General features: G+C 62.0%; 22 protein-coding genes. 11 read left to right on the top strand and 11 right to left on the bottom strand.

The window, feature by feature from the left end:
- The first annotated feature begins 18 nt into the window (after positions 1-18).
- From AC3A5O_RS18150 to AC3A5O_RS18135, 4 genes are all read left to right on the top strand, one after another.
- Entirely contained in the window at positions 19-1314 is a 1296-nt protein-coding gene (locus tag AC3A5O_RS18150; RefSeq protein ID WP_305481940.1) for an NCS2 family permease, read from the top strand.
- A complete protein-coding gene (gene trmA, locus AC3A5O_RS18145) occupies positions 1311-2390 on the top strand; it encodes a tRNA (uridine(54)-C5)-methyltransferase TrmA (protein ID WP_305481941.1) in 1080 nt (359 codons plus the stop codon). The genes AC3A5O_RS18150 and trmA overlap by 4 nt, the downstream gene beginning before the upstream one ends.
- A gap of 296 nt (positions 2391-2686) precedes the next feature.
- Positions 2687-3127 carry a type II 3-dehydroquinate dehydratase gene (aroQ, locus tag AC3A5O_RS18140; protein WP_122565092.1) on the top strand — a complete coding sequence of 147 codons (441 nt, stop codon included), beginning with the start codon at positions 2687-2689 and terminating at the stop codon, positions 3125-3127.
- A 5-nt stretch (positions 3128-3132) separates the two neighbouring features.
- Positions 3133-3984, top strand: a complete 852-nt coding sequence (locus AC3A5O_RS18135; protein WP_436278777.1) for a shikimate dehydrogenase — start codon at positions 3133-3135, stop codon at positions 3982-3984.
- Between the two features lie 148 nt (positions 3985-4132).
- Here the strand turns inward: AC3A5O_RS18135 and AC3A5O_RS18130 are convergent, their stop codons facing one another.
- Positions 4133-4810, bottom strand: coding sequence for a TetR/AcrR family transcriptional regulator (locus tag AC3A5O_RS18130; protein ID WP_122565090.1), 678 nt, complete (start codon positions 4808-4810; stop codon positions 4133-4135).
- A 103-nt stretch (positions 4811-4913) separates the two neighbouring features.
- On the bottom strand, positions 4914-6815 hold the full coding sequence (gene quiC, locus AC3A5O_RS18125; protein ID WP_122565089.1) for a 3-dehydroshikimate dehydratase QuiC: 1902 nt from the start codon (positions 6813-6815) through the stop codon (positions 4914-4916).
- A gap of 278 nt (positions 6816-7093) precedes the next feature.
- Here quiC and AC3A5O_RS18120 point away from each other — a divergent pair, with 278 nt between their 5' ends.
- Positions 7094-8431 carry an MFS transporter gene (locus AC3A5O_RS18120; protein WP_305468588.1) on the top strand — a complete coding sequence of 446 codons (1338 nt, stop codon included), beginning with the start codon at positions 7094-7096 and terminating at the stop codon, positions 8429-8431.
- Between the two features lie 139 nt (positions 8432-8570).
- Here AC3A5O_RS18120 and AC3A5O_RS18115 read toward each other — a convergent pair whose 3' ends face one another.
- Positions 8571-9449 (bottom strand): DMT family transporter, encoded by an 879-nt coding sequence (locus AC3A5O_RS18115; protein WP_122565087.1) that lies wholly within the window; start codon positions 9447-9449, stop codon positions 8571-8573.
- A gap of 252 nt (positions 9450-9701) precedes the next feature.
- On the opposite strand from AC3A5O_RS18115, the gene ypfJ reads away from it, so the two are divergent.
- The gene (ypfJ, locus tag AC3A5O_RS18110; RefSeq protein WP_122565086.1) at positions 9702-10586 is read left to right on the top strand and encodes a KPN_02809 family neutral zinc metallopeptidase; all 885 of its coding nucleotides are present in this window, start codon (positions 9702-9704) and stop codon (positions 10584-10586) included.
- Complete coding sequence (locus AC3A5O_RS18105) at positions 10587-11534, top strand: alpha/beta fold hydrolase (RefSeq protein ID WP_487753522.1); 948 nt, start codon at positions 10587-10589, stop codon at positions 11532-11534.
- A 126-nt stretch (positions 11535-11660) separates the two neighbouring features.
- Here the strand turns inward: AC3A5O_RS18105 and AC3A5O_RS18100 are convergent, their stop codons facing one another.
- The 3 genes from AC3A5O_RS18100 to AC3A5O_RS18090 form a co-directional block, all read right to left on the bottom strand.
- Positions 11661-12254, bottom strand: a complete 594-nt coding sequence (locus AC3A5O_RS18100; protein WP_305481943.1) for an HAD family hydrolase — start codon at positions 12252-12254, stop codon at positions 11661-11663.
- On the bottom strand, positions 12251-13120 hold the full coding sequence (gene tesB / locus AC3A5O_RS18095) for an acyl-CoA thioesterase II (RefSeq protein WP_024780306.1): 870 nt from the start codon (positions 13118-13120) through the stop codon (positions 12251-12253). Before tesB ends, AC3A5O_RS18100 begins: the two co-directional genes overlap by 4 nt.
- Positions 13121-13224: 104 nt before the next feature.
- Complete coding sequence (locus AC3A5O_RS18090) at positions 13225-13794, bottom strand: GNAT family N-acetyltransferase (RefSeq protein WP_122565082.1); 570 nt, start codon at positions 13792-13794, stop codon at positions 13225-13227.
- Positions 13795-13867: 73 nt separating this feature from the next.
- Here AC3A5O_RS18090 and AC3A5O_RS18085 point away from each other — a divergent pair, with 73 nt between their 5' ends.
- Both AC3A5O_RS18085 and AC3A5O_RS18080 read left to right on the top strand, forming a co-directional pair.
- Positions 13868-14788: a histone deacetylase family protein gene (locus tag AC3A5O_RS18085; protein ID WP_122565081.1), complete on the top strand. Its 921-nt coding sequence runs from the start codon at positions 13868-13870 to the stop codon at positions 14786-14788.
- Positions 14789-15067: 279 nt separating this feature from the next.
- Entirely contained in the window at positions 15068-16309 is a 1242-nt protein-coding gene (locus tag AC3A5O_RS18080; protein ID WP_487753521.1) for a TIGR03862 family flavoprotein, read from the top strand.
- 135 nt (positions 16310-16444) lie between these two features.
- Here the strand turns inward: AC3A5O_RS18080 and rhlE1 are convergent, their stop codons facing one another.
- Positions 16445-17782 (bottom strand): RNA helicase RhlE1, encoded by a 1338-nt coding sequence (gene rhlE1, locus AC3A5O_RS18075; protein WP_305468595.1) that lies wholly within the window; start codon positions 17780-17782, stop codon positions 16445-16447.
- Positions 17783-17840: 58 nt separating this feature from the next.
- Positions 17841-18743, bottom strand: a complete 903-nt coding sequence (yedA, locus tag AC3A5O_RS18070) for a drug/metabolite exporter YedA (protein WP_122565078.1) — start codon at positions 18741-18743, stop codon at positions 17841-17843.
- A gap of 161 nt (positions 18744-18904) precedes the next feature.
- Between yedA and AC3A5O_RS18065 the strand changes: the two genes are divergently transcribed.
- Positions 18905-19357 carry an Lrp/AsnC family transcriptional regulator gene (locus tag AC3A5O_RS18065; protein WP_025215612.1) on the top strand — a complete coding sequence of 151 codons (453 nt, stop codon included), beginning with the start codon at positions 18905-18907 and terminating at the stop codon, positions 19355-19357.
- 132 nt (positions 19358-19489) lie between these two features.
- On the opposite strand, the gene AC3A5O_RS18060 is transcribed toward AC3A5O_RS18065, so the two are convergent.
- The 3 genes from AC3A5O_RS18060 to AC3A5O_RS18050 form a co-directional block, all read right to left on the bottom strand.
- On the bottom strand, positions 19490-20101 hold the full coding sequence (locus tag AC3A5O_RS18060) for a 3'-5' exonuclease (RefSeq protein ID WP_122565077.1): 612 nt from the start codon (positions 20099-20101) through the stop codon (positions 19490-19492).
- Between the two features lie 21 nt (positions 20102-20122).
- Positions 20123-20602 (bottom strand): LabA-like NYN domain-containing protein, encoded by a 480-nt coding sequence (locus AC3A5O_RS18055; protein ID WP_013694260.1) that lies wholly within the window; start codon positions 20600-20602, stop codon positions 20123-20125.
- Between the two features lie 128 nt (positions 20603-20730).
- The gene (locus AC3A5O_RS18050) at positions 20731-21486 is read right to left on the bottom strand and encodes a DUF2076 domain-containing protein (RefSeq protein ID WP_305481946.1); all 756 of its coding nucleotides are present in this window, start codon (positions 21484-21486) and stop codon (positions 20731-20733) included.
- A gap of 175 nt (positions 21487-21661) precedes the next feature.
- Here AC3A5O_RS18050 and AC3A5O_RS18045 point away from each other — a divergent pair, with 175 nt between their 5' ends.
- Positions 21662-22324 carry a YciC family protein gene (locus AC3A5O_RS18045; protein WP_122565113.1) on the top strand — a complete coding sequence of 221 codons (663 nt, stop codon included), beginning with the start codon at positions 21662-21664 and terminating at the stop codon, positions 22322-22324.
- The last annotated feature ends 42 nt before the right edge of the window (positions 22325-22366 follow it).

Below are 22366 nucleotides of genomic sequence, written 5' to 3'. Positions count from 1 at the left end.
GCGCCACGGGGAGCAGACATGCTGGAAAGGCTGTTTCAACTCAAGGCACACAACACCAACGTGCGGACCGAGATCCTGGCGGGCGTCACGACCTTCCTGGCCATGGCCTACATTCTGTTCGTCAACCCGAGCATCCTCGGCGAAACCGGCATGGACAAAGGCGCGGTGTTCGTCGCCACCTGCCTGGCGGCGGCCATTGGTTCCACGGTCATGGGCCTGATCGCCAACTACCCGATCGCCCTAGCGCCGGGCATGGGCCTGAATGCCTTCTTCACCTACACCGTGGTCCTGCACATGGGTCACACCTGGCAAGTGGCGCTGGGCGCGGTGTTCATCTCCGCCGTACTGTTCTTCCTGCTATCGATTTTTCGCATTCGCGAGTGGATCATCAACAGCATCCCGCTGCCGCTGCGCTCGGCCATTGCCGCCGGTATCGGCCTGTTCCTGGCGCTGATCGCCCTGAACAATGCCGGCATCGTGGTGAAAAACCCGGCGACCATGGTCGGCCTCGGCGACTTGAAACAACCGGCGCCGATCCTCGCGACCCTCGGCTTTGTCCTGATCGTCGCCCTCGAAGCACTGAAAGTGCGTGGCGCCGTGCTGATCGGCATCCTGGCGGTCACCCTCGTCTCGATCCTGATGGGCTTCACCCCGTTCGGCGGCATCATCTCCGCGCCGCCGTCCCTGGCCCCAACCTTCCTGCAACTGGACATCAAGGGCGCCCTGGACATTGGCCTGGTGAGCGTGATCTTCGCGTTCCTGTTCGTCGACCTGTTCGACAACTCCGGCACCCTGATCGGCGTCGCCAAGCGCGCCGGGCTGATGGGCAAGGACGGCCACATGCCGAAAATGGGCCGTGCGCTGATCGCCGACAGCACCGCGGCCATGGCCGGTTCGCTGCTGGGCACCTCCACCACCACCAGCTACATCGAGTCGGCGGCGGGCGTCAGTGCTGGCGGCCGTACAGGCCTGACCGCCATCGTGGTGGCGATCCTGTTCCTGCTGGCGCTGTTCTTCTCGCCACTGGCTGCCAGCGTTCCGGCCTTCGCCACTGCGCCGGCCTTGTTGTTCGTCGCCGTGCTGATGACTTCGGGCCTGGCGGAAATCGACTGGGATGACATCACCGTCGCCGCCCCGGTGGTGATCACTGCCCTGGCGATGCCATTCACTTATTCCATCGCCAACGGCATCGCTTTCGGTTTCATCGCCTGGACCGCCATCAAACTGGTGTCTGGCCGTGGCCGTGAGCTGAACTCGGCGCTGGTCATTCTGTCGATCCTGTTCGTGATCAAGTTGGGTTGGTTCAACGCATGACTTTTGATTCCCAGGCCTACGCCGCCCAGTTGCAGGACAAGGTTACTCGCTTGCGTGACCTGCTGGCGCCCTTCGATGCACCGGAACCTGCGGTGTTCGATTCGCCCCTGAAAAACTTTCGCCTGCGAGCCGAATTCCGTCTCTGGCGCGAGGCTGGCGAACGGCACTACGCAATGTTCTCCCAGGACGACAAGCGCACACCGATCCTCATCGAGGAATTTCCCATTGCCAGCCTGCGCATCAACCAGTTGATGCCGCAACTCAAGGCCGCCTGGCAAGCCAGTGCGCCCCTGAGCCATAAGCTGTTCCAGGTGGAGTTCCTGACCACCCTAGCCGGCGATGCGATGATCACCCTGTGCTATCACCGCCCGTTGGACGAGCACTGGCACGTCGCTGCCTCGAAACTGGCGGCCGACCTGGGCGTGAGCATCATCGGTCGCTCCAAGGGCAAGCGGGAAGTGATCGGCCATGACTACGTGGTGGAGAAACTCGACGTCGGCGGTCGTACCTTCAGCTATCGCCAGCCCGAAGGCGCCTTCACCCAGCCCAACGGCACGGTGAACCAGAAGATGCTCAACTGGGCTTTTGAAGCCTTGGGCGAACGCAACGACGATCTGCTGGAGTTGTACTGCGGCAACGGCAACTTCACCCTGCCCCTGGCCACCCGCGTGCGCAAAGTACTGGCCACCGAGATCAGCAAGACCTCGGTGAACGCTGCGTTGAGCAACCTCAGCGAGAATGCTGTGGATAACGTCACGCTGGTGCGCCTGTCCGCCGAAGAACTGACCGAAGCCTTGAACGAAGTCCGGCCGTTCCGCCGCCTGCAGGGCATCGACCTGAAAAGCTATGAATTCGGTAGCGTCTTTGTCGACCCGCCTCGCGCCGGCATGGACCCGGACACCTGCGAGCTGACCCGACGTTTCGACAACATCCTGTACATCTCCTGCAACCCTGACACCCTCGCCGCGAACATTGCGCAACTGAACGACACCCACCGCATCACGCGCTGCGCGTTGTTCGATCAATTTCCTTGGACCCATCACATGGAGTCCGGGGTGTTGTTGACGCGGCGTTAAACGCTGGGGCGATCTCCCCTCTGGGCTGGACTGGGCAAAGCTCTGTGGGAGCAAGGCTTGCCCGCGATACAGGTAAAAATTGAGTCGCCTGTATCGCGGGCAAGCCTTGCTCCCACAGATAAAATCCCTCGCCACAATTGCCCTCCCTCACTTCCCAACAATGGTCACGTTCGATCATCGAACACTTATTGCCCGATGACCGCTGCTTTATTTGACCAAATTAACCATCTAGTACAATTTATCTCCACCGGCTGAAACCCCGCCGACACCAACAATAAAAATGTGGAGAAATTGCGATGCCTCCGATCGTTCTGGTGCTCAACGGCCCGAACCTGAACCTGCTCGGCACCCGCGAGCCGGCAACCTACGGCCACGAAACCCTGGCTGACATCTCGTCGCTGTGCGGCCGCGCCGCTGAAGAATTCGGCCTGGGCGTGGAATTTCGCCAGACCAACCAGGAAGGCGAATTGCTCGACTGGATTCACGGTGCCCGTGGCCGGTGTGCCGGTATCGTCATCAACCCGGCGGCCTGGACTCATACATCCGTGGCGATCCGCGATGCGCTGGTGGCCAGCGAAGTGCCGGTCATCGAAGTTCACCTGTCCAACGTCCACTCCCGCGAGACCTTCCGCCATCACTCCTTCGTCTCATCCGTCGCTATCGGCGTGATGTGCGGGTTTGGCAGCCATGGTTATCGCCTGGCCCTGGAACATTTCAGTCAGCGGTTGAAGGGTTGATGAGCATGTCGAATATCACTGTGCTCGCCGGCCTGATCGGCGCGGGCATCCAGGCCTCTCGCACACCAGCCCTCCATGAACGCGAAGGCGATGCCCAGGGCATGCGTTACCTCTATCGGCTGATCGACCTCGATGCCTTGCAACTCGACAGCGGCGCCCTGCCCGATTTACTGAGCGCCGCCGAACGCATGAACTTCACCGGCCTGAACATTACCTTCCCCTGCAAGCAGGCGATCATCCCGTTGCTCGATGAGCTTTCACCCGAGGCCCGAGGCATTGGCGCAGTGAATACCGTGGTGTGGAAGAATGGCAAACGCATCGGCCACAACACCGACTGCCTGGGCTTCGCCGAAGGTTTCCGTCGCGGCCTGGGTGATGTTTCCCGTCGACGCGTGGTTCAGATGGGCGCCGGTGGCGCTGGCGCGGCCGTGGCCCACGCGCTGCTGGCAGAAGGCGTACAGACGCTGAGTATCTTTGATGTCGAGGTCAGCCGTGCCGAGGCCCTGGCAAATAACCTGAACCAACACTTCGGCGCCGGCCGCGCCCGGGCCGGGCATGACTTGACCAGCGCCATGGCCGAAGCCGATGGCCTGGTGAACACGACGCCCATGGGCATGGCGAAACTGCCAGGCATGCCGGTGCCGGTCGAATTGTTGCGGGGCGAGTTGTGGGTTGCGGAAATCGTTTACTTCCCGCTGGAAACCGAACTGCTGCGCAACGCCCGTGCCCTCGGCTGCCGCACGCTGGATGGCGGCAACATGGCGGTGTTCCAGGCGGTGAAGGCCTTCGAGCTGTTCAGCGGCGTGGCGCCGGATGCGCAGCGGATGCTGGCGCATTTTCAAAGCATGAATCACTAAGACCGGGTGACAATCCCTTGTGGGAATGACTTGTGGGAGCGAGCTTGCTCGCGATGGCGGCGTGTCAGTCACTTCAATACCGACTGATCCACCGCTATCGCGAGCAAGCTCGCTCCCACATAAGCCCGCACACACATCAGGTTCGGTGTCAGGCCTGCAAGTATCTCAACACCGACTCACACACCATCTGCCGATGCCGCTGCTTGACCGCTTCGTCCGACAAATCGATCTGAAAGATCTCACCGAACGTCTGGCGATTGGATACCCGGTAGAAACAGAACGAGCTGATCAGCAGATGCACATCCAGCGGCTCGAGGCCGGCACGGAACACGCCCTCTTCGGCGCCCCGCCGCAAGATCACGCCCAGGGAATCGAGGATGGTGTTGGTCATCGCCTTGATCGTGCCTGACTGCTTCACGTATTCGGCGTTGTGGATATTCTCGATGCAGACGATGCGCACGAAATCCACGTTGCGATCGTGGTGGTCGAAGGTGAATTCCACCAGGCGCCGGATCGCGTCGACCGGGGCCAGTTCCGCCAGATGCAAGCGGCTCTCGGTGGTGCGGATATCGCCGTAGAGTTTTTCCAGCACCTCGACGTACAACTGCTCCTTGCTGCCGAAGTAGTAGTAGATCATGCGCTTGGAGGTGTGGATGCGCTCGGCAATGGCATCAACCCGGGCGCCGGCCAGGCCTTGCTGGACGAACTCGACGATGGCTTCCTGAAGAATGTTTTCCCGGGTCTTTTCCGGGTTGTTCTTGCGACTCTTGCGCGGCGTGGCGACGGGTTCGTCGAGCGCTGCGGAAAGCTCTGGATTCATAGTCATTGCGGGGCTCACGGCCATCACTGCACAGGCTGGCGATTATGGGCCGCACCGTGCAGTGAAGGAAGCCACGGCGTTGCCCTTTACCGCAGCGTTTACGATTTCCCTACAACTTGGCGTGCCGCAAACCACCGCTGCGGGACTTGGCCATGGCCGCCAGGCGCACCGCGACGTTGGCGGCGCCATAACCGGCGTAACCGTTCTTGCGCTGGATAATTTCAAAGAAAAACCGCCCCTCGAACGGCTCGGTGTAGACGTGGAACAGCTCGCCACCCTGGGCATCGCGGTCGTACAGCACGTTGAAATAGGCCAGTTCGCTGAGGAACTCGTCGTCGAAATCGAAACGCGCCGCCAGGTCGTCGTAATAGTTGAGCGGAATGTCCAGCAACGGTACGCCCGCCTCTTTGGCACGACTGACCTGGGCGAAGATGTCGTCGCAATCGAAGGCGATGTGATGCACGCCGGAGCCGCGATAACTCGACAGCGCGTGTGAGATCGCGGTGTTGCGGTTCTCGGAAATGTTCAGCGGCAAGCGGATCGAACTGCAGCGGCTGCGCAGGGCACGGCTTTTTACCAGGCCATAGGGGTCGGGCAAGACCACTTCGTCGTCGGCCTCGAAATCCAGCAGGCTCTTGTAGAACAGCACCCAACTGTCGAGGCTGTCGGCCGGCAGCGCCATCGCCATGTGGTCGATGCGCTTGAGCCCGGCCCCGATCACCGCACCCGGCTGCAGGTTGAAATCGGTGCCATAGACGTCGGCTTCCTGGTCCACCAGGTAGATCAGGCTACCATCCGGTGCGCGCACCGCCGCCAGCTCCAGCTCATTGGGCCCCACCAGCCCGCGATAAGGCTGGCCCTTGTAGGCAACCGCCCGCTCCAAGGCGCTGGCACTGTTTTTCACGCGCACGGCGGTGGCGCACAACGAAGGCCCATGGGCTTCGAAAAAGCTGTGGGCGAAGGAGTACGGTTCGCTGTTGAGGATCAGGTTGATATCACCCTGGCGCAGCAGGCTGACATTCTTCGAACGGTGCTGGCCGGCCTTGACGAACCCCAGCCGCTCCAGCCAATGGGAGAGCTTGGCGCCGAGGCTATCGTCCACGGCAAACTCGAGGAACTCGATGCCGTCGTATTCGCTGGCCGGCGGCGTGGCGAACAGGATATCGGCCTTGCCAACGGCGCTCGCGTCTTCGGCCAGGCGCTGGCGGGTCTTTTCTTCCAGGTACAGCAGCGAGCGCAGGCCGTCGGCGGCATTGGCCCGTGGCGGCGCGGCACGGAAGCCGTCGTTGAAGATCTCCAGCGACAGCGGCCCGGTATAACCACTCTTGATGATCGGCGCCAGGAACCCCGGCAAGTCGAACTCGCCCTGTCCCGGGAAACAACGGAAATGCCGGCTCCACTCCAAAACGTCCATGGCCAGGATCGGCGCGTCGGCCATTTGCACGAAGAAGATCTTCTCGCCGGGGATCTCGGCAATCGCACTCGGGTCGCCCTTGAGGGACAAGGTATGGAAGCTGTCGAGCAACACCCCAAGGCTGGGGTGATCGGCCTGGCGCACGATGTTCCAGACCTGTTGATACGTATTGACGTGGCGGCCCCAGGCCAGCGCTTCGTAACCGATACGCAAGCCCCGCGCACCGGCCCGTTCGGCCAACAGGCGCAGGTCATCGATCAGGATCTGCTCGTCGCCGACGCTGTCGGCCGAGGCATTGCTGCACACCAGCACCAGGTCGGTGCCCAGTTCCTGCATCAAGTCGAACTTGCGCTCGGCCCGCTCCAGGTTGCGCGCCAGACGATCACGACGGCAGCCTTCGAAGTCACGAAACGGTTGGAATAAGGTGATGGCGATGCCCAGGTCGACGCACATCTGCCTGATTTCCCGCGGGCTGCCATCGTAATAGAGAAGGTCGTTCTCGAAGATTTCCACCCCGTCAAAACCGGCGGCGGCAATGGCTTCGAGTTTTTCCGGCAAGGTACCGCTCAAGGATACGGTGGCAATGGAACGCTGCATGACGTCGGCTCCCGGGACAGGCATCGGCGACAAAAGGTGCGCCGCTTTTGAAAATGCTCTTAAAAGAGTCAGCCGATTATTGAGCTGCCGGTTTCTTTCAGCAATTTAATATGTACCATTCAGTTAGTTTTTTGGGCGATTATCGAACAAAATGCCGATTGCCGAATTGACGATTTTTTGCTCACTGCGCACCATCGCTCCCACATTGACGCCGGCCCTGCCGACTTCGCTGGACAGACCCAGACCGACCATAAGAATTTCAAAAACGGGTACACGCTATGATTCCTTCCCAAAGTTCCCGCCTGGCCCCAGGCCTGGGTGCCTCCACCGGCAGCGTCGCTGACAAGATCCGCGGCGCCATGGCCGTGGGCAAGACCCGTTGGGGCATGCTCGCCCTGGTGTTTTTCGCCACCACCCTGAACTACATCGACCGCGCCGCCCTGGGCGTCATGCAGCCGATCCTGGCCAAGGAAATGAGCTGGACGGCGATGGATTACGCCAACATCAACTTCTGGTTCCAGGTCGGTTATGCCATCGGCTTCGTGTTGCAGGGGCGGCTGATCGACCGGATCGGCGTCAAGCGCGTGTTCTTCTGCGCCGTGCTGCTCTGGAGCCTGGCGACCGGCGCCCATGGCCTGGCCACGTCGGCGGTGGGCTTCATGGTCTGCCGCTTCATCCTCGGCCTCACCGAAGCTGCCAACTACCCGGCCTGCGTGAAGACCACCCGGCTGTGGTTCCCAGCGGGCGAACGGGCCGTGGCCACGGGTATTTTCAACGCCGGGACCAACGTCGGCGCGATGTTCACCCCGATGCTGCTGCCGCTGGTGCTGCACGTGTGGGGGTGGCAGGCCGCGTTCCTGTGCATGGCCGCCCTGGGCGGGATCTGGCTGCTGTTCTGGGGCTTGAAATACTTCAACCCCGAAGACCACCCCACCGTCAAACAGTCGGAACTGGACTACATCCAGGCCCAGGACGAACCGGACCAGGTTCGCGTACCGTTCTCACGTATCCTGCGCATGCGCGGCACCTGGGCGTTCGCCCTGGCCTACTCGATCACCGCGCCGGTGTTCTGGTTCTACCTCTATTGGTTGCCGCCGTTCCTGAACCAGCAATACAACCTGGGCATCAACGTGACCCAAATGGGCATCCCGCTGATCATCATCTACCTCACCGCCGACTTCGGCAGCGTGGGCGGTGGGATCCTGTCGTCGTTCCTGATCGGCCGCGGCCTCAATCCGATCAAGGCGCGACTGGTGTCCATGCTGCTGTTCGCCTGCTGCATCATCGGCGTGATCATGGCCGCCGGCGCCAGCAACCTGTGGATGGCGGTGTTCGCCATTTCCCTGGCCATCGGCGCGCACCAGGCCTGGACTGCCAACATCTGGAGCCTGGTGATGGACTACACGCCCAAGCACATGATGAGCACGGTGTTCGGCTTCGGCGGCATGTGCGCGGCCATCGGCGGGATGTTCATGACCCAGTTGGTGGGCCACATCCTCACGATCACCAACAACAACTACACCGTGTTGTTCACCCTGATCCCGGCGATGTACTTCATTGCCCTGACATGGCTGTACTTCATGGCGCCGCGCAAGGTGCCGACCCTGGAAAACTGATTGCAGTCAGCCCGGGATTATTTATCCCAATGTGGGAGCAAGGCTTGCCCGCGATGAAGACGATGCGGTCCTAAGTGAACCGAGGTGCCCTCATCGCGGGCAAGCCTTGCTCCCACAATTGATCCCTTCACAATCGGTGTTAAGCCCGCCGCTGTTGCCACGCCGCCGCCAACCCACTCAAGCAGATCAGCGCGATGCCCACCACAGTGGTCAGCGTCGGCGTATGGTTGAACAATAACCAGCCCAGCAGCCCGGCAAACACGATCTGGCAATACCCGAACGGCGCGAGCAGCGCCGGGGCGGCAAAGCGGAAGGCTTGGGTCAGCATCAGGTGCGCGGTCATCCCGCAGGCCCCCAGCGCCAACATCATCACCCCGTGCATCAGGCTCGGCACTTGCCAGAAGAACGGCACCAGTGCGCTCATCACCAATGTGTTGCACAGGCCGGCGAAGAAATTGCTGGTGGTCGGGCTGTCGATCTCGCTGAGCTTGCGCGTGAGCAGTTGGTAGAAACAGAAAAACAGCGCCGAACAGAATGGCAACAACACCGCCGGGGTAAACAGATCGCCGCCGGGATGGACGATGATCAACACCCCGATAAAACCGAAGATCACCGCGATCCATTGACCGCGTGTCACGTGTTCCCCCAGCAACGGTACCGACAACGCGGTCACCAGCACGGGCGCAAGGAAGTTGACCGCCGTCGCCTCCGCCAGTGGGATGAACATCAACGCAGTGGTGAAAAACAAACTGGTGCCCAGCAGGCACAACGCCCGGGCCAACTGCCACAACGGGCGCTTGGTACGCAAAACCCGCAACCCCGAACGCGGCAGGAAGATCCCCGCCATCAACAAGGTGTGCACCACGTAACGCGCCCAGACCACCATGATGATCGGATAAAAACCCGACAGATATTTGGACAACGCGTCATGACTGGAGAACAGGAACGTTGCGGCCAGAATAAGCACGATGCCCTTGAAAGCCTGATTGACGCCGGAGAGCGGTGTGCTGACGGTCATGAGGGAAACCTGCGTTGCTTGATGTAAGGGCCGTGACGCACGATGCAGTTGTTGGGCCAGCGAGCATACCGATAAGTTTTGAATTCGAAGTGTAATGAAAATTGCGCAGCCAGGCAGGATTGGCTCACCGCTGAACCAAAACCCGCCTCCGTTGCCTGACAGCTCAAGCGCAGCGCGCACCTTGGGCGCCTAAAAGCTAGACTCATCGCCACAGCAGTCATTTTTAGCAGGGTCATTCAGAGGATTTTCCACATGTTATGGAAAAAAGGTCGCCGCAGTGACAACGTGGTGGACGCCCGTGGTGACGGTGGGGGCGGTGGCGGAATGCGTTTCGGCGGCGGCAAGGGATTGAGCCTGACGGCCATTATCCTGATCGTCGGCATCGGCTGGATCACCGGCCAGGACCCGATGCAGATTCTCGGGCAACTGGCCGGGCAGATGGACCAGTCCGCGCCCGCCACTTCACAAACCCGCCAAGCGCCACCGGCCAACGATGAACAGGCCGAGTTCGTGCGCTCGATCCTCGGCGATACCGAAGACACCTGGGGCCAGGTCTTCCAGCAGGCCGGACGCCAGTACCAGCAACCCAAACTGGTGTTGTTCAGCGGTCGAGTCAACTCGGCCTGCGGCCTGGCCTCCTCGGCGACCGGTCCGTTCTATTGCCCGGCGGACCGGCAGGTCTACCTGGACATGAGCTTCTTCAAGGAAATGTCCCAACGCTTCGCCGCCGCCGGAGACTTCGCCCAAGCCTACGTCATCGCCCACGAAGTCGGTCACCATGTGCAAACGCTGCTCGGCGTGTCGGCGAAAATCCAGGAAGCCCGCCAGCAAGGCCGGCAGATGGAGGGCGACGGCGGCTTGTTGGTACGCCAGGAATTGCAGGCCGACTGCCTGGCCGGGGTCTGGGCCAACCATGCGCAAAAACGCCTGAACTGGCTGGAGCCGGGGGACATCGAGGAAGCCTTGACCGCCGCCAACGCCATCGGTGATGACCGCTTGCAGCAACAAGGCCAGGGCCGCGTCGTGCCGGACTCCTTCACCCATGGCACTTCGGCGCAGCGGGTGCGCTGGTTCAAGACCGGCTTCGCCCAGGGCCAGGTCAGCCAGTGCGACACGTTCGCGGCGAAAAACCTGTAGATGAAGTGGGGGGCGTTGATCGGGCTGGTGCTGTGCTGCACCGTTGCCCAGGGCGAGGAACACGGCGTCAACGTGGTCGCCCAAGGGCGCCTGCAATTCAAGGGCGGTGCCCTGGCGGTCGCCGTCAGCCCGCCCCCGGCGTCTATCCAGCGCGTGCTGATCATCCTTCATGGTCGGCTGCGCAATGCCGAAACCTACCTGCACAGCGCCGAAAAAGCGGCCGAGCAAGCCGGGCAACAGGGCACGACGCTGATCATCGCCCCACAATTTCTCAACGAGCAGGACGTGGCTCGCCACACATTGCCCAATGAGCTGCTGCGCTGGCGGGGCAATGACTGGATGGCCGGTGGCTTGTCCACGGGGCCCAATCCGGTCAGTTCTTTCCAGGTTCTCGACGACATCGTCGCGCGGGTCAGTGATCGGCAGCAGTTTCCCGAGGTGAAGGAGATCGTCATCGCTGGCCATTCCGGCGGCGCCCAAGTCGTGCAGCGCTATGCCCTGCTCGCCCACGGCCAATACCGGATCAACCCGCGGTTTGTCATCGCCAACCCATCGTCCTATGCCTACTTCGATGCGCAACGGCCCATGGCGTTCGACCCGGCCAGTTGTCCTGGCTTCAACCGCTGGAAATACGGCCTGCAGGACCTGCCCGCCTATGCCAGCGGGCAAACGCCTGCCCGCCTGGAGGAGAACTACGTCAAGCGCGACATCGTTTATCTGCTCGGGCAGCAGGATACCGACCCGGAGCATCCGGCGCTGGACAAGGGTTGTGAAGCGCAAACCCAAGGTCCGTATCGGTTACTGCGCGGGCATTTCTTTTTCGACTACCTGACCCGGCGTCATCCCGAGGGATTGAACCAGCGGCTGATCGAAGTGCCGGGGGTCGGGCACAATGGGAGTGGGATGTTCAATTCGCCGGAGGGGTTAAAGGTATTGTTTGGGCGGTAAGCCTTGTGGTGGCTTATAGGGCCTCATCGCGAGCAAGCTCGCTCCCACAGGGTTTTCTGCGTTCGCCACAGATCCATTGTGGGAGCGAGCTTGCTCGCGATGGCGGCTAGCCAGCCAATATCAATCTCAAGCAAAAAGCATCCGCCGCAACTCGACACAATCGCGCGCATGCCAATCCGTCAGCTCCGGCCATGGATTGTCCGGCAGGTTCACCAACACCGTCCGCGACCCTGCAGCACGACCGCAGTCCAGGTCGAAGCGATAGTCACCCACCATCACCATCGTGTCAGGCGCCACGTTCCAGGCCTCGGCCAGTCTCAACAGGCCACCGGGATGTGGCTTGGGCGGGGCCTCGTCGCGGCCCAGCACATCCTCCACGGCGAAGCAGTCCGCCAGGCCAATGGCCTCCAGGGTCACGTGGGCCAGTTCGCGGGCGTTGCGGGTCAGGATCCCCAGGCGATAGCCGCGACCGGCCAGCTCTCGCACCAATTCGACCGCGCCAGGCGCAGGCTTGGAGCCCAGCGCCAGGTCCCGTTCGTGTTCCAGCAACCAGGCATGCTTGGCCGCCGCTTCCTCAGCGGGCAACCCTGCCAGATGAGTGAGGATGTCATCTTCGGCCGGAATCGCCAGGGCCACGCGGATCGCCGCGAAGTCATGCACGGCGATCGTCAACGTGCCGTCCATGTCGAACACCCAGTGCCGAACCTCGGACAGGCTCATGCCCAGTCCTTGCGGTGACGAATCAGGCCTTCCTGGGTGACCGAGGCCACCAGTTGCCCGGCGCGGTTGAACACGCTGCCACGGGAAAAACCACGGGAATTGCCGGCCCACGGGCTGTCCATGGCGTAGAGCAACCAGTCATCGGCGCGCAGGTCGGCATGGAACCACAAGGCGTGGTCGAGGCTGGCGACCTGCATGTCTTTCTGCCAGACCGATTTACCGTGGGGCAACATCGAGGTGGTCAATAGACCGAAGTCCGACGCATAGGCCAGCAGGTATTTGTGCAAGGCCGGCGAATCCGCCAAGGCGCCATCGGCACGGAACCACACGTATTTCACCGGGTCGGCCGGCTGCGGGTTGTAAGGGTCTTTTTCGGTGACCGGGCGCACCTCGATCGGCTTGGGGCACAGCAGTTTTTCACGCATGTGCTCGGGCAGCAGGTGCGCGCGCTGCTGGGTCAGCTCCAGTTCGGACGGCAGGTTTTCCGGGCCGACAACCTGCGGCATGGTGCTCTGGTGCTCAAAACCCTGTTCGTCGTACTGGAACGACGCACTGCAGGTGAAAATCGGGTTGCCCTTCTGGATCGCCGTCACCCGGCGGGTGCTGAAACTGCCGCCGTCACGCACCCGGTCCACCTGGTAGACCACAGGCAGCGCGGCATCGCCCGGACGCAGGAAATAACCGTGCATCGAATGCACATGGCGCGCCTCTTCCACGGTCTGGCTGGCCGCCGACAACGACTGGCCCAATACCTGGCCGCCGAACAACTGGCGAAACCCCAAATCCTGGCTGCGACCGCGAAACAGGTTCTCTTCGATCGGTTCCAGGGTCAGCAGGTCGACCAGATCTTCCAACACGTGGCTCATTCAGACTTTCCTCACACAGCGCAATACCGCGCAGGCTAAGCCACGGCGGTGGATCGATTGTTGGCCCAGGCCATTTTGGCGGGCAGTATAAACGTCCGTGTCGGCTAACCGTGCAGGGTCTGCAACCACTGCTCACGATTGATGCGATAGAGCACATGGTGACGCAAAGGATGACCGACGGCGAGTGTCGGGTGCTCGAAGTCGTCCGCCGGGTCATGCTGCATGCCAATGGCCTGCATGACCTTTTGCGAGGGCAGGTTATCGACGGCGGTGAACGCCACCACTTCTTCCAGCGTCAACTGGTCGAAGGCACAACGCAGCGCGGTCCACGCCGCTTCGCTGGCATACCCCAGGCCCCAGTGCTCCCGGGCCAGGCGCCAGCCGATCTCGATGGCCGGCGTGAACGGCGCGTCGAACCCGACCACACCGAGCCCGGTAAAGCCAATGAAGGCCCCGGTGTCCTTGCGTTCCAGCGCCCACAAACCAAAACCATGCTCGGCGAAATGCCCACGCACGCGACCGATCAGGGCGGCGCTTTCCAGGCGGCTCAGGCGCGCCGGGAAATACCGCATCACCTGCGGATCGGCGCACATGGCGGCAAATTCCGGCAAGTCATCATCGCGCCACTGCCGCAAGAGCAACCGTGCGCTTTCCAGTTCCAGTATCGGCTCCATCTTCACTCCCTTTCCATGCCCCAGAGTCTACATCGCTGGTAGGATCCGTCACTCAATCACTACTGAAAACACCATGCCGCTACCGCTGATCTATCACGAAGACTACAGCCCCGAATTCCCGGCGGAACATCGTTTCCCCATGGACAAGTTTCGCCTGCTGCGCGATCACCTGGTGGACAGCGGCCTGACCCGCGACGCGGACCTGTTGCGCCCATCGCTGTGCCCGCCGGACATTCTCGCCCTGGCCCACGACCGTGGGTATATCGAACGCTACATGGGCGGCGAGTTGTCCCGCGAAGACCAACGGCGACTGGGTCTGCCCTGGAGCGAGGCCCTGGCCCGCCGAACGGTACGCGCCGTGGGCGGTTCGCTCCTGGCCGCCGAACAAGCCCTCGAACACGGACTGGCCTGCCACTTGGCCGGCGGCACCCATCACGCCCACTACGACCACCCGGCCGGGTTCTGCATTTTCAACGACCTGGCGGTGATCAGCCGCTATTTCCTGGCCAGCGGTCGGGTCTCGCGAGTGCTGATTTTCGATTGCGATGTGCATCAGGGCGACGGTACCGCCCGAATACTCCATGACACCCCGGACGCCGTGACAGTTTCCTTGCACTGCGAAAAGAATTTTCCCGCACGCAAAGCGCAAAGCGACTGGGACATCCCGCTGCCGATGGGCATGGGCGACGCCGCTTACTTGAACGTGGTGGACGATGCGCTCAACTACCTGCTGCCGCTCTACCAGCCGGACCTGGTGCTGTATGACGCCGGCGTCGACGTGCACAAGGACGACGCCCTCGGTTATCTGAAGCTGACGGACGAAGGCCTCGCCGCCCGGGACGAGAGCGTCATGCGCCATTGCCTGGGACGCGACATCCCGGTGGTCGGCGTGATCGGCGGAGGCTACAGCAAGGACCGCCAGGCCCTGGCCCGCCGCCACGGGATCCTGCACCACAGCGCACAAAGGGTCTGGACGTCATCAGGTTGTCATTGAAACCTGGGCTTTACCCACAATGCCTGTGGAGCGGCCTGTGGATAACCTGAGCGAAACGGCCTACAGGCTATGTCGCCTGTAGCGTGCAGAGGCTTGGCTATTTTTTGATCAGACTTCTCAAGAACACCTACCTTCCCATGTGGGAGCGAGCTTGCTCGCGATAGCGGAGTATCAGCCACATCAATCTCGCTGACACACCGCTATCGCGAGCAAGCTCGCTCCCACAGGGATTTGTGCTGATAGAATGCCCCGCCTATCCCAACCCCCACAGTTCACATCATGACCTCGACCGCCCAGCCCTCCTCCTCAAACATCGCCATCATCGGCGGCGGCCCCGCCGGCCTGATGGCGGCCGAGGTGTTGAGCCAGGCCGGCCTGCAGGTCGACCTGTACGACGGCATGCCATCGGTGGGCAGGAAATTCCTGCTGGCCGGCGTGGGCGGCATGAACATCACCCACTCCGAAGCCTTCCCGGCCTTCCTGTCCCGCTACGCCGAACGCGCGCCAAACCTCGCACCGCTGTTGCGGGCCTTCGGGGCGGATGAGTTATGCACATGGATCCACGGGCTGGGCATCGACACCTTTGTCGGCAGCTCCGGGCGGGTCTTTCCTACCGACATGAAGGCCGCTCCACTGTTGCGCGCCTGGCTCAAACGCCTGCGCGATGCTGGCGTGGTGATCCACACCCGTCATCGCTGGCTCGGCTGGAATCCCGATGGCAGCTTGCGCATCGCCTCGCCGGACGGTGAACAAACCTTGCGCCCCAAGGCCACCTTGCTGGCGTTGGGCGGCAGCAGTTGGTCGCGCCTGGGCTCCGACGGCGCCTGGATGCTACCGCTGGAACAACGCGGCGTAGCCCTGGCGCCACTGCAACCGAGCAACTGCGGGTTCGAGGTCGAGGCCTGGAGCGACCTGATGATCAGCAAATTTGCCGGTGCCCCGCTCAAGAACATCGCCATGGGCCTGAACGACGATGTGCCACGCCTCGGCGAATGCGTGATCACCGCCACCGGCCTCGAAGGCAGCCTGGTCTATGCCCTGTCGGCAGCGATTCGCGAAACCATCAACCGACATGGCAGCGCGACCCTTCATATGGACCTGTTGCCGGGCCGGCCTGTGGATAAGATCCTCCAGGCCCTGAACAAACCGCGTGGGTCACGCTCGATGGCCAAGCACTTGCACAGCCAATTGGGGATCGACGGGGTCAAGGCGGCACTGTTGCGCGAGCTCACCCCGGTCGAGTGCTTCACTGACCCGGCACAACTGGCCCAGGCGATCAAAGCCCTGCCGATCACCCTGGTGAAGCCCCGGCCCCTGGACGAAGCCATCAGCAGCGCCGGTGGCGTGACGTTCGAAGCCCTGGATGAACGCCTGATGCTCAAGAAAGTGCCCGGCGTTTTCTGCGCCGGGGAAATGCTCGATTGGGAAGCGCCGACCGGCGGTTACCTGCTCACGGCGTGCTTTGCCAGCGGCCGGGCGGCGGGGTTGGGAATGGTGGAGTGGTTACAGCGTCTGGATTGAAGATCGAGGCGCGCCCATCGCGAGCAAGCTCGCTCCCACAGAAGATCTGTAGCGGACACCGGATCTGTGCACACCTGAGAACCACTGTGGGAGCGAGCTTGCTCGCGATAGCGATGTATCAGACGCCGCGAATCATCAAGGCTTACGCTTACGCGGCCCAGTGTTGAACACCGGCACTTTTCGCACAGGCTTGACCGAAGGTTCCACAGGCGCAGCGTCGCCACTGTCCACCCACTTGCCCAGGTTGCGCTTGCCGCCACCACCGGAGGTTTTCGGTTTCTTCGGCTTTTTCGGTTTCTTGATCACCTGGCCGCTGGCATCGGTGTCCGGTACCCGATGCTCGGGTTCGAAGTCCTGTTCCATCTGGCGAGTCAGCGTCTGACGCGTCAACATCTCGATGGCCGACAGCAAATTCACTTCATCGGCGCAGACCAGGGAGATCGCTTCCCCCGTCGAGCCCGCCCGACCGGTACGGCCGATGCGGTGGATGTAGTCCTCGGCGACGATCGGCAGGTCGAAGTTCACCACCAGCGGCAAATCCTCGATATCCAAACCACGGGCGGCGACGTCGGTGGCTACCAGGATCTGCACTTCACTGGCCTTGAAGCGGTCCAGCGCACGTTGGCGGGTGGCCTGGGGTTTGTCACCGTGGATACCGTCGGCGTTGACACCCAGGCCCTGGAGTTTTTCCACCAGCGCATCGACGCCGTTGCGGGTCTTGGCAAAGACCAGCACCTGCTTCCACTTGTTCTTGCGCATCAGGTGCACGAACAATTCCGGCTTGCGCTTCTTGTCCACCGTCACCACCCACTGCTTGACGGTGTTGGCGGCCACGTTGCGCGGGCTCACTTCAATGCTCAGCGGATCGTTGAGCATCTGCCCGGCCAGCAGGCGGATCGCATCGGAAAAGGTCGCAGAGAAAAGCAGCGTCTGGCGCTTCTTCGGCAGGGCCTTGTAGATATGCGCCAGCTCCTCGGAGAAGCCCAGGTCGAGCATGCGGTCGGCTTCGTCCAGCACCAGGGTCTGCAGTTGATTGAACTTCAGCGCGTTCTGGCGGAACAAGTCGAGCAAGCGACCCGGCGTGGCGACGAGCAGGTCGACGCCTTTGCGCAGCTTCATCATCTGCGGGTTGATGCTCACGCCGCCGTACACGGCGTAGGTGCTCAGCGGCAGGTTTTGCGCGTATTGACGAACGCTTTCATGGACCTGCTCAGCCAGTTCACGGGTCGGCACCAGGATCAACGCCCGCACCGAGTTGGCGGCGACCTTCGGCCCTTCGGTGGTCAGCAACTGCAACAGCGGCACCGCAAAACCGGCGGTCTTGCCGGTGCCGGTCTGGGCCGCGGCCATCAGGTCGCGACCGGCGAGCACCGCCGGCATGGCTTGGGCCTGAACCGGCGTCGGGGTCTGGTAGCCGAGCGTCTCGAGGGCGCGCAGCAAGGGTTCGATCAGGCCAAGGGTGGCGAAAGTCATGGAGATACCGTAGGAAAAATCAGCGCAAGGTGTGCAATGCGCGGCAGTTTACCCTAAATCAGGTGGCGGCCGGCGCAGGCTTGGGTTTGCGCCACTGCGGCAAGCCGATCAATACCACCGCACCGATGATCACCAACATCGCCAAGGCCTCCTCGAATCCGATGGTTTCACCGGCGAATACAATGCCCAGCAACACCGCCACGGCCGGGTTGACGTAGGCATAGCTGGTGGCCGCCGCCGGACGCACGTGCTTGAGCAGGTACATGTAGGCATTGAAGGCGATGATCGAACCGAAGCAAGTCAGGTAAGCCAAGGCGAGCCAGCCTTCCAGCGGCGGCATGCTCTCCAGGTGTTCGCCGCTGGCCACGCTGCCGATCAACAGCACCACACCGCCCACCAGCATTTCCACGGCGCTAGCCATCGCCCCCGCTGGCAACGGCAGGTGTTTGCTCAGCACCGAACCGAACGCCCAAGAGGCCGCCGCAAACACCAGCAACGTCGCCCCCAACGGGCTGGACTGCAGGTTGGAACCGAGGTTGAGCATGGCGATGCCGATCAAGCCCAGCGCAATCCCCGCCCATTCCAGACGGGTATTACGCGCGCCCCAGAAATAGCCGCACAGCAAGGTAAACAAAGGCACCGTCGCCACGGCCAACGCCGCGACCCCGGACGCCACGCCCGTGTGCTCGGCAACACTGACCGCGCCGTTGCCGAAACTGAGCAACAGCACGCCAATGATGGCCCCGGCCTTCCATTGTGCCCAGGTCGGTGCCGGTGCCCCGCGCCAGCGCAGGAAGCCGTACATCAGCGAACCGGCCAGCACAAAACGAATCCCGGCCAGCAGCAAAGGCGGCCAATGTTCCACGCCGATGCGAATCACCAGGTAAGTCGAGCCCCAGATGACATACAAGGCAAAGAAGGCAGCGATCAATGGCAGGGGGAAACGGCGTGGGCCAGGCATGTTCAGCTCGAAGTCAGGACAATGAGAGACGCTATTCTAGAAAGGCGACAGACGGAAATTAAGCTACAAAACCTGTTTATCCGGGCCATACACTTTTCAAAACGTGGAGATTGGCGCTATAAACCGCGCTTTCGAAAGTCACGTCATCTGGAAGCCAACCCGTGGATAAATACGACCGCATGCTGCTCGCCGCCCTGCTGGAAAACGGTCGTGCGTCCTACGCCGAATTGGCCCGCAAAGTGAACCTGTCAGCCCCGGCCGTGGCCGAACGAGTGAGCAAACTGGAAGCCAGCGGCGTCATCACCGGTTATCAGGCCAAAGTCGACATGGCGAAGATCGGCCTGCCGGTGCAGTGCGTCATCGAACTGCGAATGAACCAGCACGGCAACCAGAAGACCTACGACGAACTGTGCAAGATCCCACAACTGACCGAATGCCACCGGGTCACCGGCGACCCCTGCGTGATCATGCAGGCGGCGGTTGGCTCGATGCCCGAGCTGGAAGAGCTGATCAACCGCATCGCCAAGTTCGGTTTCAGCAAGACCTCGATCGTGCTGTCCAGCGCTATTGAAAAACGCGTGCCGTTGGGGCAGTTGGAAGGCAACGGTAAGTAATCCGCTCAACACAGACCAACCCTGTGGGAGCGAGCTTGCTCGCGATAGCTTTGGATCAGCCAACATTCATGTCGACTGACACACCGCAATCGCGAGCAAGCTCGCTCCCACAGTTTTTGTTTTGTGGTGTGTTTAGAACCCGCGATGCCGCTTGAGATGCTCGTTGATCTTCGCCGCCGGCACTTTTTGCAAACTGCACAGCAAATCATGGGACAACTCCCGCAGCCCATGCTTTTGCCGCAGTTCCGAAGCCAGGTGCGCGGTGAGGTTGGCGGCCATTTCGGCGTCGGCCATGGCCCGGTGAGCCTGGCCGGTGTGGGGCAAGCCGGCGAACGTGTTGAGCGTGCCGAGCTTGTGGTTCGGTGCCGCCGGCATCAAGCGCCGGGCCAGCAACAGGGAGCAGGCAAAATTCTGCAGGCGGGTGCGCTTGATGCGTCCCAGCTCGAAATCCCAGAACTTCTGGTCGAACGCGGCGTTGTGGGCCAGCAGCGGCGTGATGCCGACGAACTCGTTGACCTCGTTCATGACCTTTTCCGCCGACGGTGCGCTGCGCAGCATCGCGTTGCTGATGCCGGTCAGTTGCTCGATGAAGGCCGGCACCCGGACGCCGGCATTCATCAGGCTCTGGTAGCGGTCGACGATCCGGCCTTGCTCGAGCATCACCACCGCGATTTCAGTCGCCCGGCAACCGCTGCTCGGGGTGATCCCGGTGGTTTCAAAGTCGATGACTGCGATGCGTTCCAAACCTTTTGAACTCCGTGAAAATCAATTCTTGAGCAACAACGCGCCTTCGATGGGCACATAGCGACTGGCGGCGCGGATCAGCGAGTTGGCGGTCAACCCCGGCACGCCATAGGCCACGGCCTGCACACCGTGCTTCTGGATGATGCGTTCGAGCAACATGTCGAAATCGCCATCGCCGGAGGCCAGCACCACTTCATCGACGTGGTCGGCGGCGTCCATGATGTCCAGCGTGATGCCCACGTCCCAGTCGCCCTTGGCCGAGCCGTCGCTGCGCTGGATATAGGGCTTGAGCTTCACGATGAAACCCAGGTTGCGCAGGATCTGCTGGAATTGCTGTTGCTTGCTGTCACCGCGGTCGATCGCATAGGCATAGGCCTCGACAATCTGCCCCTGCTTGCTGACATCGGCCCACAGCGCGGCGTAGTTGAAATGGCAGCCGTAAGCCTGGCGCACGGTGTAGTAGAGGTTCTGGACATCGGCGAACACTGCAATTTTTTTCACCGCGTTTCCTCTTGGATGCACACGTACGCAGACCACCAGGGCCGAAAAGTCGCCCAGTATGCCAGCCAGAAGGATTGTTCCGCGAATAATCGGCCCGAGGCGCCAGGGCGCCCCGGACGAATGGCAGGTCAGACGAAGGAGTCGTCGTCGCCGAAGGAGGATGAATCGTCGCTGTAGTCCGCGTCGCTGAACCCGCCCTGGTCGTTGCCGTAGGCGTCGTTATCGGCCACCCGCGAATCATCGCCCCAGCCGTTGTCGCCGTTGTTGGCAGTGTCGTTGACCGGTTGCGCCGGTTCTTCCTTGATGACCTCGACGATTTCCTGGGGTTGCTGGTTACTGTGGAACAGACTGCTGATGCCTTGGGCCAGCATCACGCCGCCAGCCACGCCCGCCGCGGTTTTCAGCGCACCGCCGAGGAAGCTGCCCGCTGCCGGGGCCTGCTGCGGTGCGCCATAATTGCCGGACGGCGCGCCGAAGCCCTGTTGGGGCGGGGCATTGAAGGACGGTTGCGCCGGTTCGCGCCAACCACCACCGCTGGAAGCCGGCGCGCTCGTCGGGCGCGAGTCCCGCGGGCTGCCGCCGAAAATACTCGAGAGGAAACCACCGCCACCGCTGGGGGCCGGCGCTTGCTTGCGAGCCTGTTGCAGCTCGGCCTGCAATTGCTCGACCTGCTGGGCGAGTTGCTTGTTCTGCTCATCGAGGCGCTTGATCGCGGCCTCCTGCACCAGGATCGCCTGGGCCATGAAATAGCCCGCCGCTGGCTGGCTCGCCAGGTGTTCCTTGATCCGCGCCTCGGCCTGGGCATCGCGCGGGGCTGAATCCTTTTCGGCCTGTTGCAGCCGTGAAAACAGTCCATCGATCAGGGTTTGTTCTTCGCTGTTCATGGCGACCTCATTCGATTGCCGGGTAGAAACCATTCCGATCCCAAAGACCGGTGCCCATCAGTAATGGGGCTCGCCGGAAAGCTTTCAATGGTCTTTACCTGATGTTTACGTTTGTTTATGCGGTCACCTGATGGGTAAAGTGTCGGACCGCTTTTTTGAATTGCGATACCGCCCCATGAATCCGTTAGAAGTACTGCGTGACTCCTTGTATTTTTTCAAGCGCCATCTGGGCCGGATCGCCCAACTGTGCCTGCCACTGGTGATACTCGAGGCGTTGCTGCAGCAAGGCGTGGACAGCGCCCTCGGCCCCGAGGGTTTCCCCGGCTACAGCGTGATTGTCGGGCTGCTGGTGTACCCGCTGTACACCGCCGCATTGATCCTGTTTCTCGACACCCGCAGCCGCGGTGAAGCGCCACGCACGCGCGATCTGCTCGCCATGGCCCTGACCCTGTGGCCACGCTTTGCCTTGCTGACGGCCCTCAATACGCTGCTGATCCTGGTGGGGCTGTCGTTGTACTTCCTGCCGGGCCTGTGGCTGATGGTGACCCTGGCCTTCGGCGAATACCTGTTGGTCCTCAGGGGCCTGCCCCCCCTGGCGGCGATGAAGGAAAGCCTGAACATGTCTCGCGGCAATTTCTGGCGAGTCCTGTTGTGCATTCTGTGTGTGATGACCCCGCTGTGGCTGCTCAAGGGCGCCAGCGTCTCGATGTATCCGTCGCCGCAGAACCCCGTGGTCAGCTTGCTGATCGACAGCATCCACAGCTTCCTGCAACTGTTCACCACCGTGGTGCTGTTCCGCCTGTTCATGCTGATCGAAGCCAAGCCCGGGAGCCGCTGATCGCACACGGCGAGCGCCTGGGCTTGGGCTTGAGAACCGCTC

This window comes from Pseudomonas sp. Soil_N_39, from assembly GCF_057655955.1.
The sequence above is the reverse complement of the archived record's forward strand: the minus strand, read 5'-3'. Positions and strand labels throughout refer to the sequence as shown.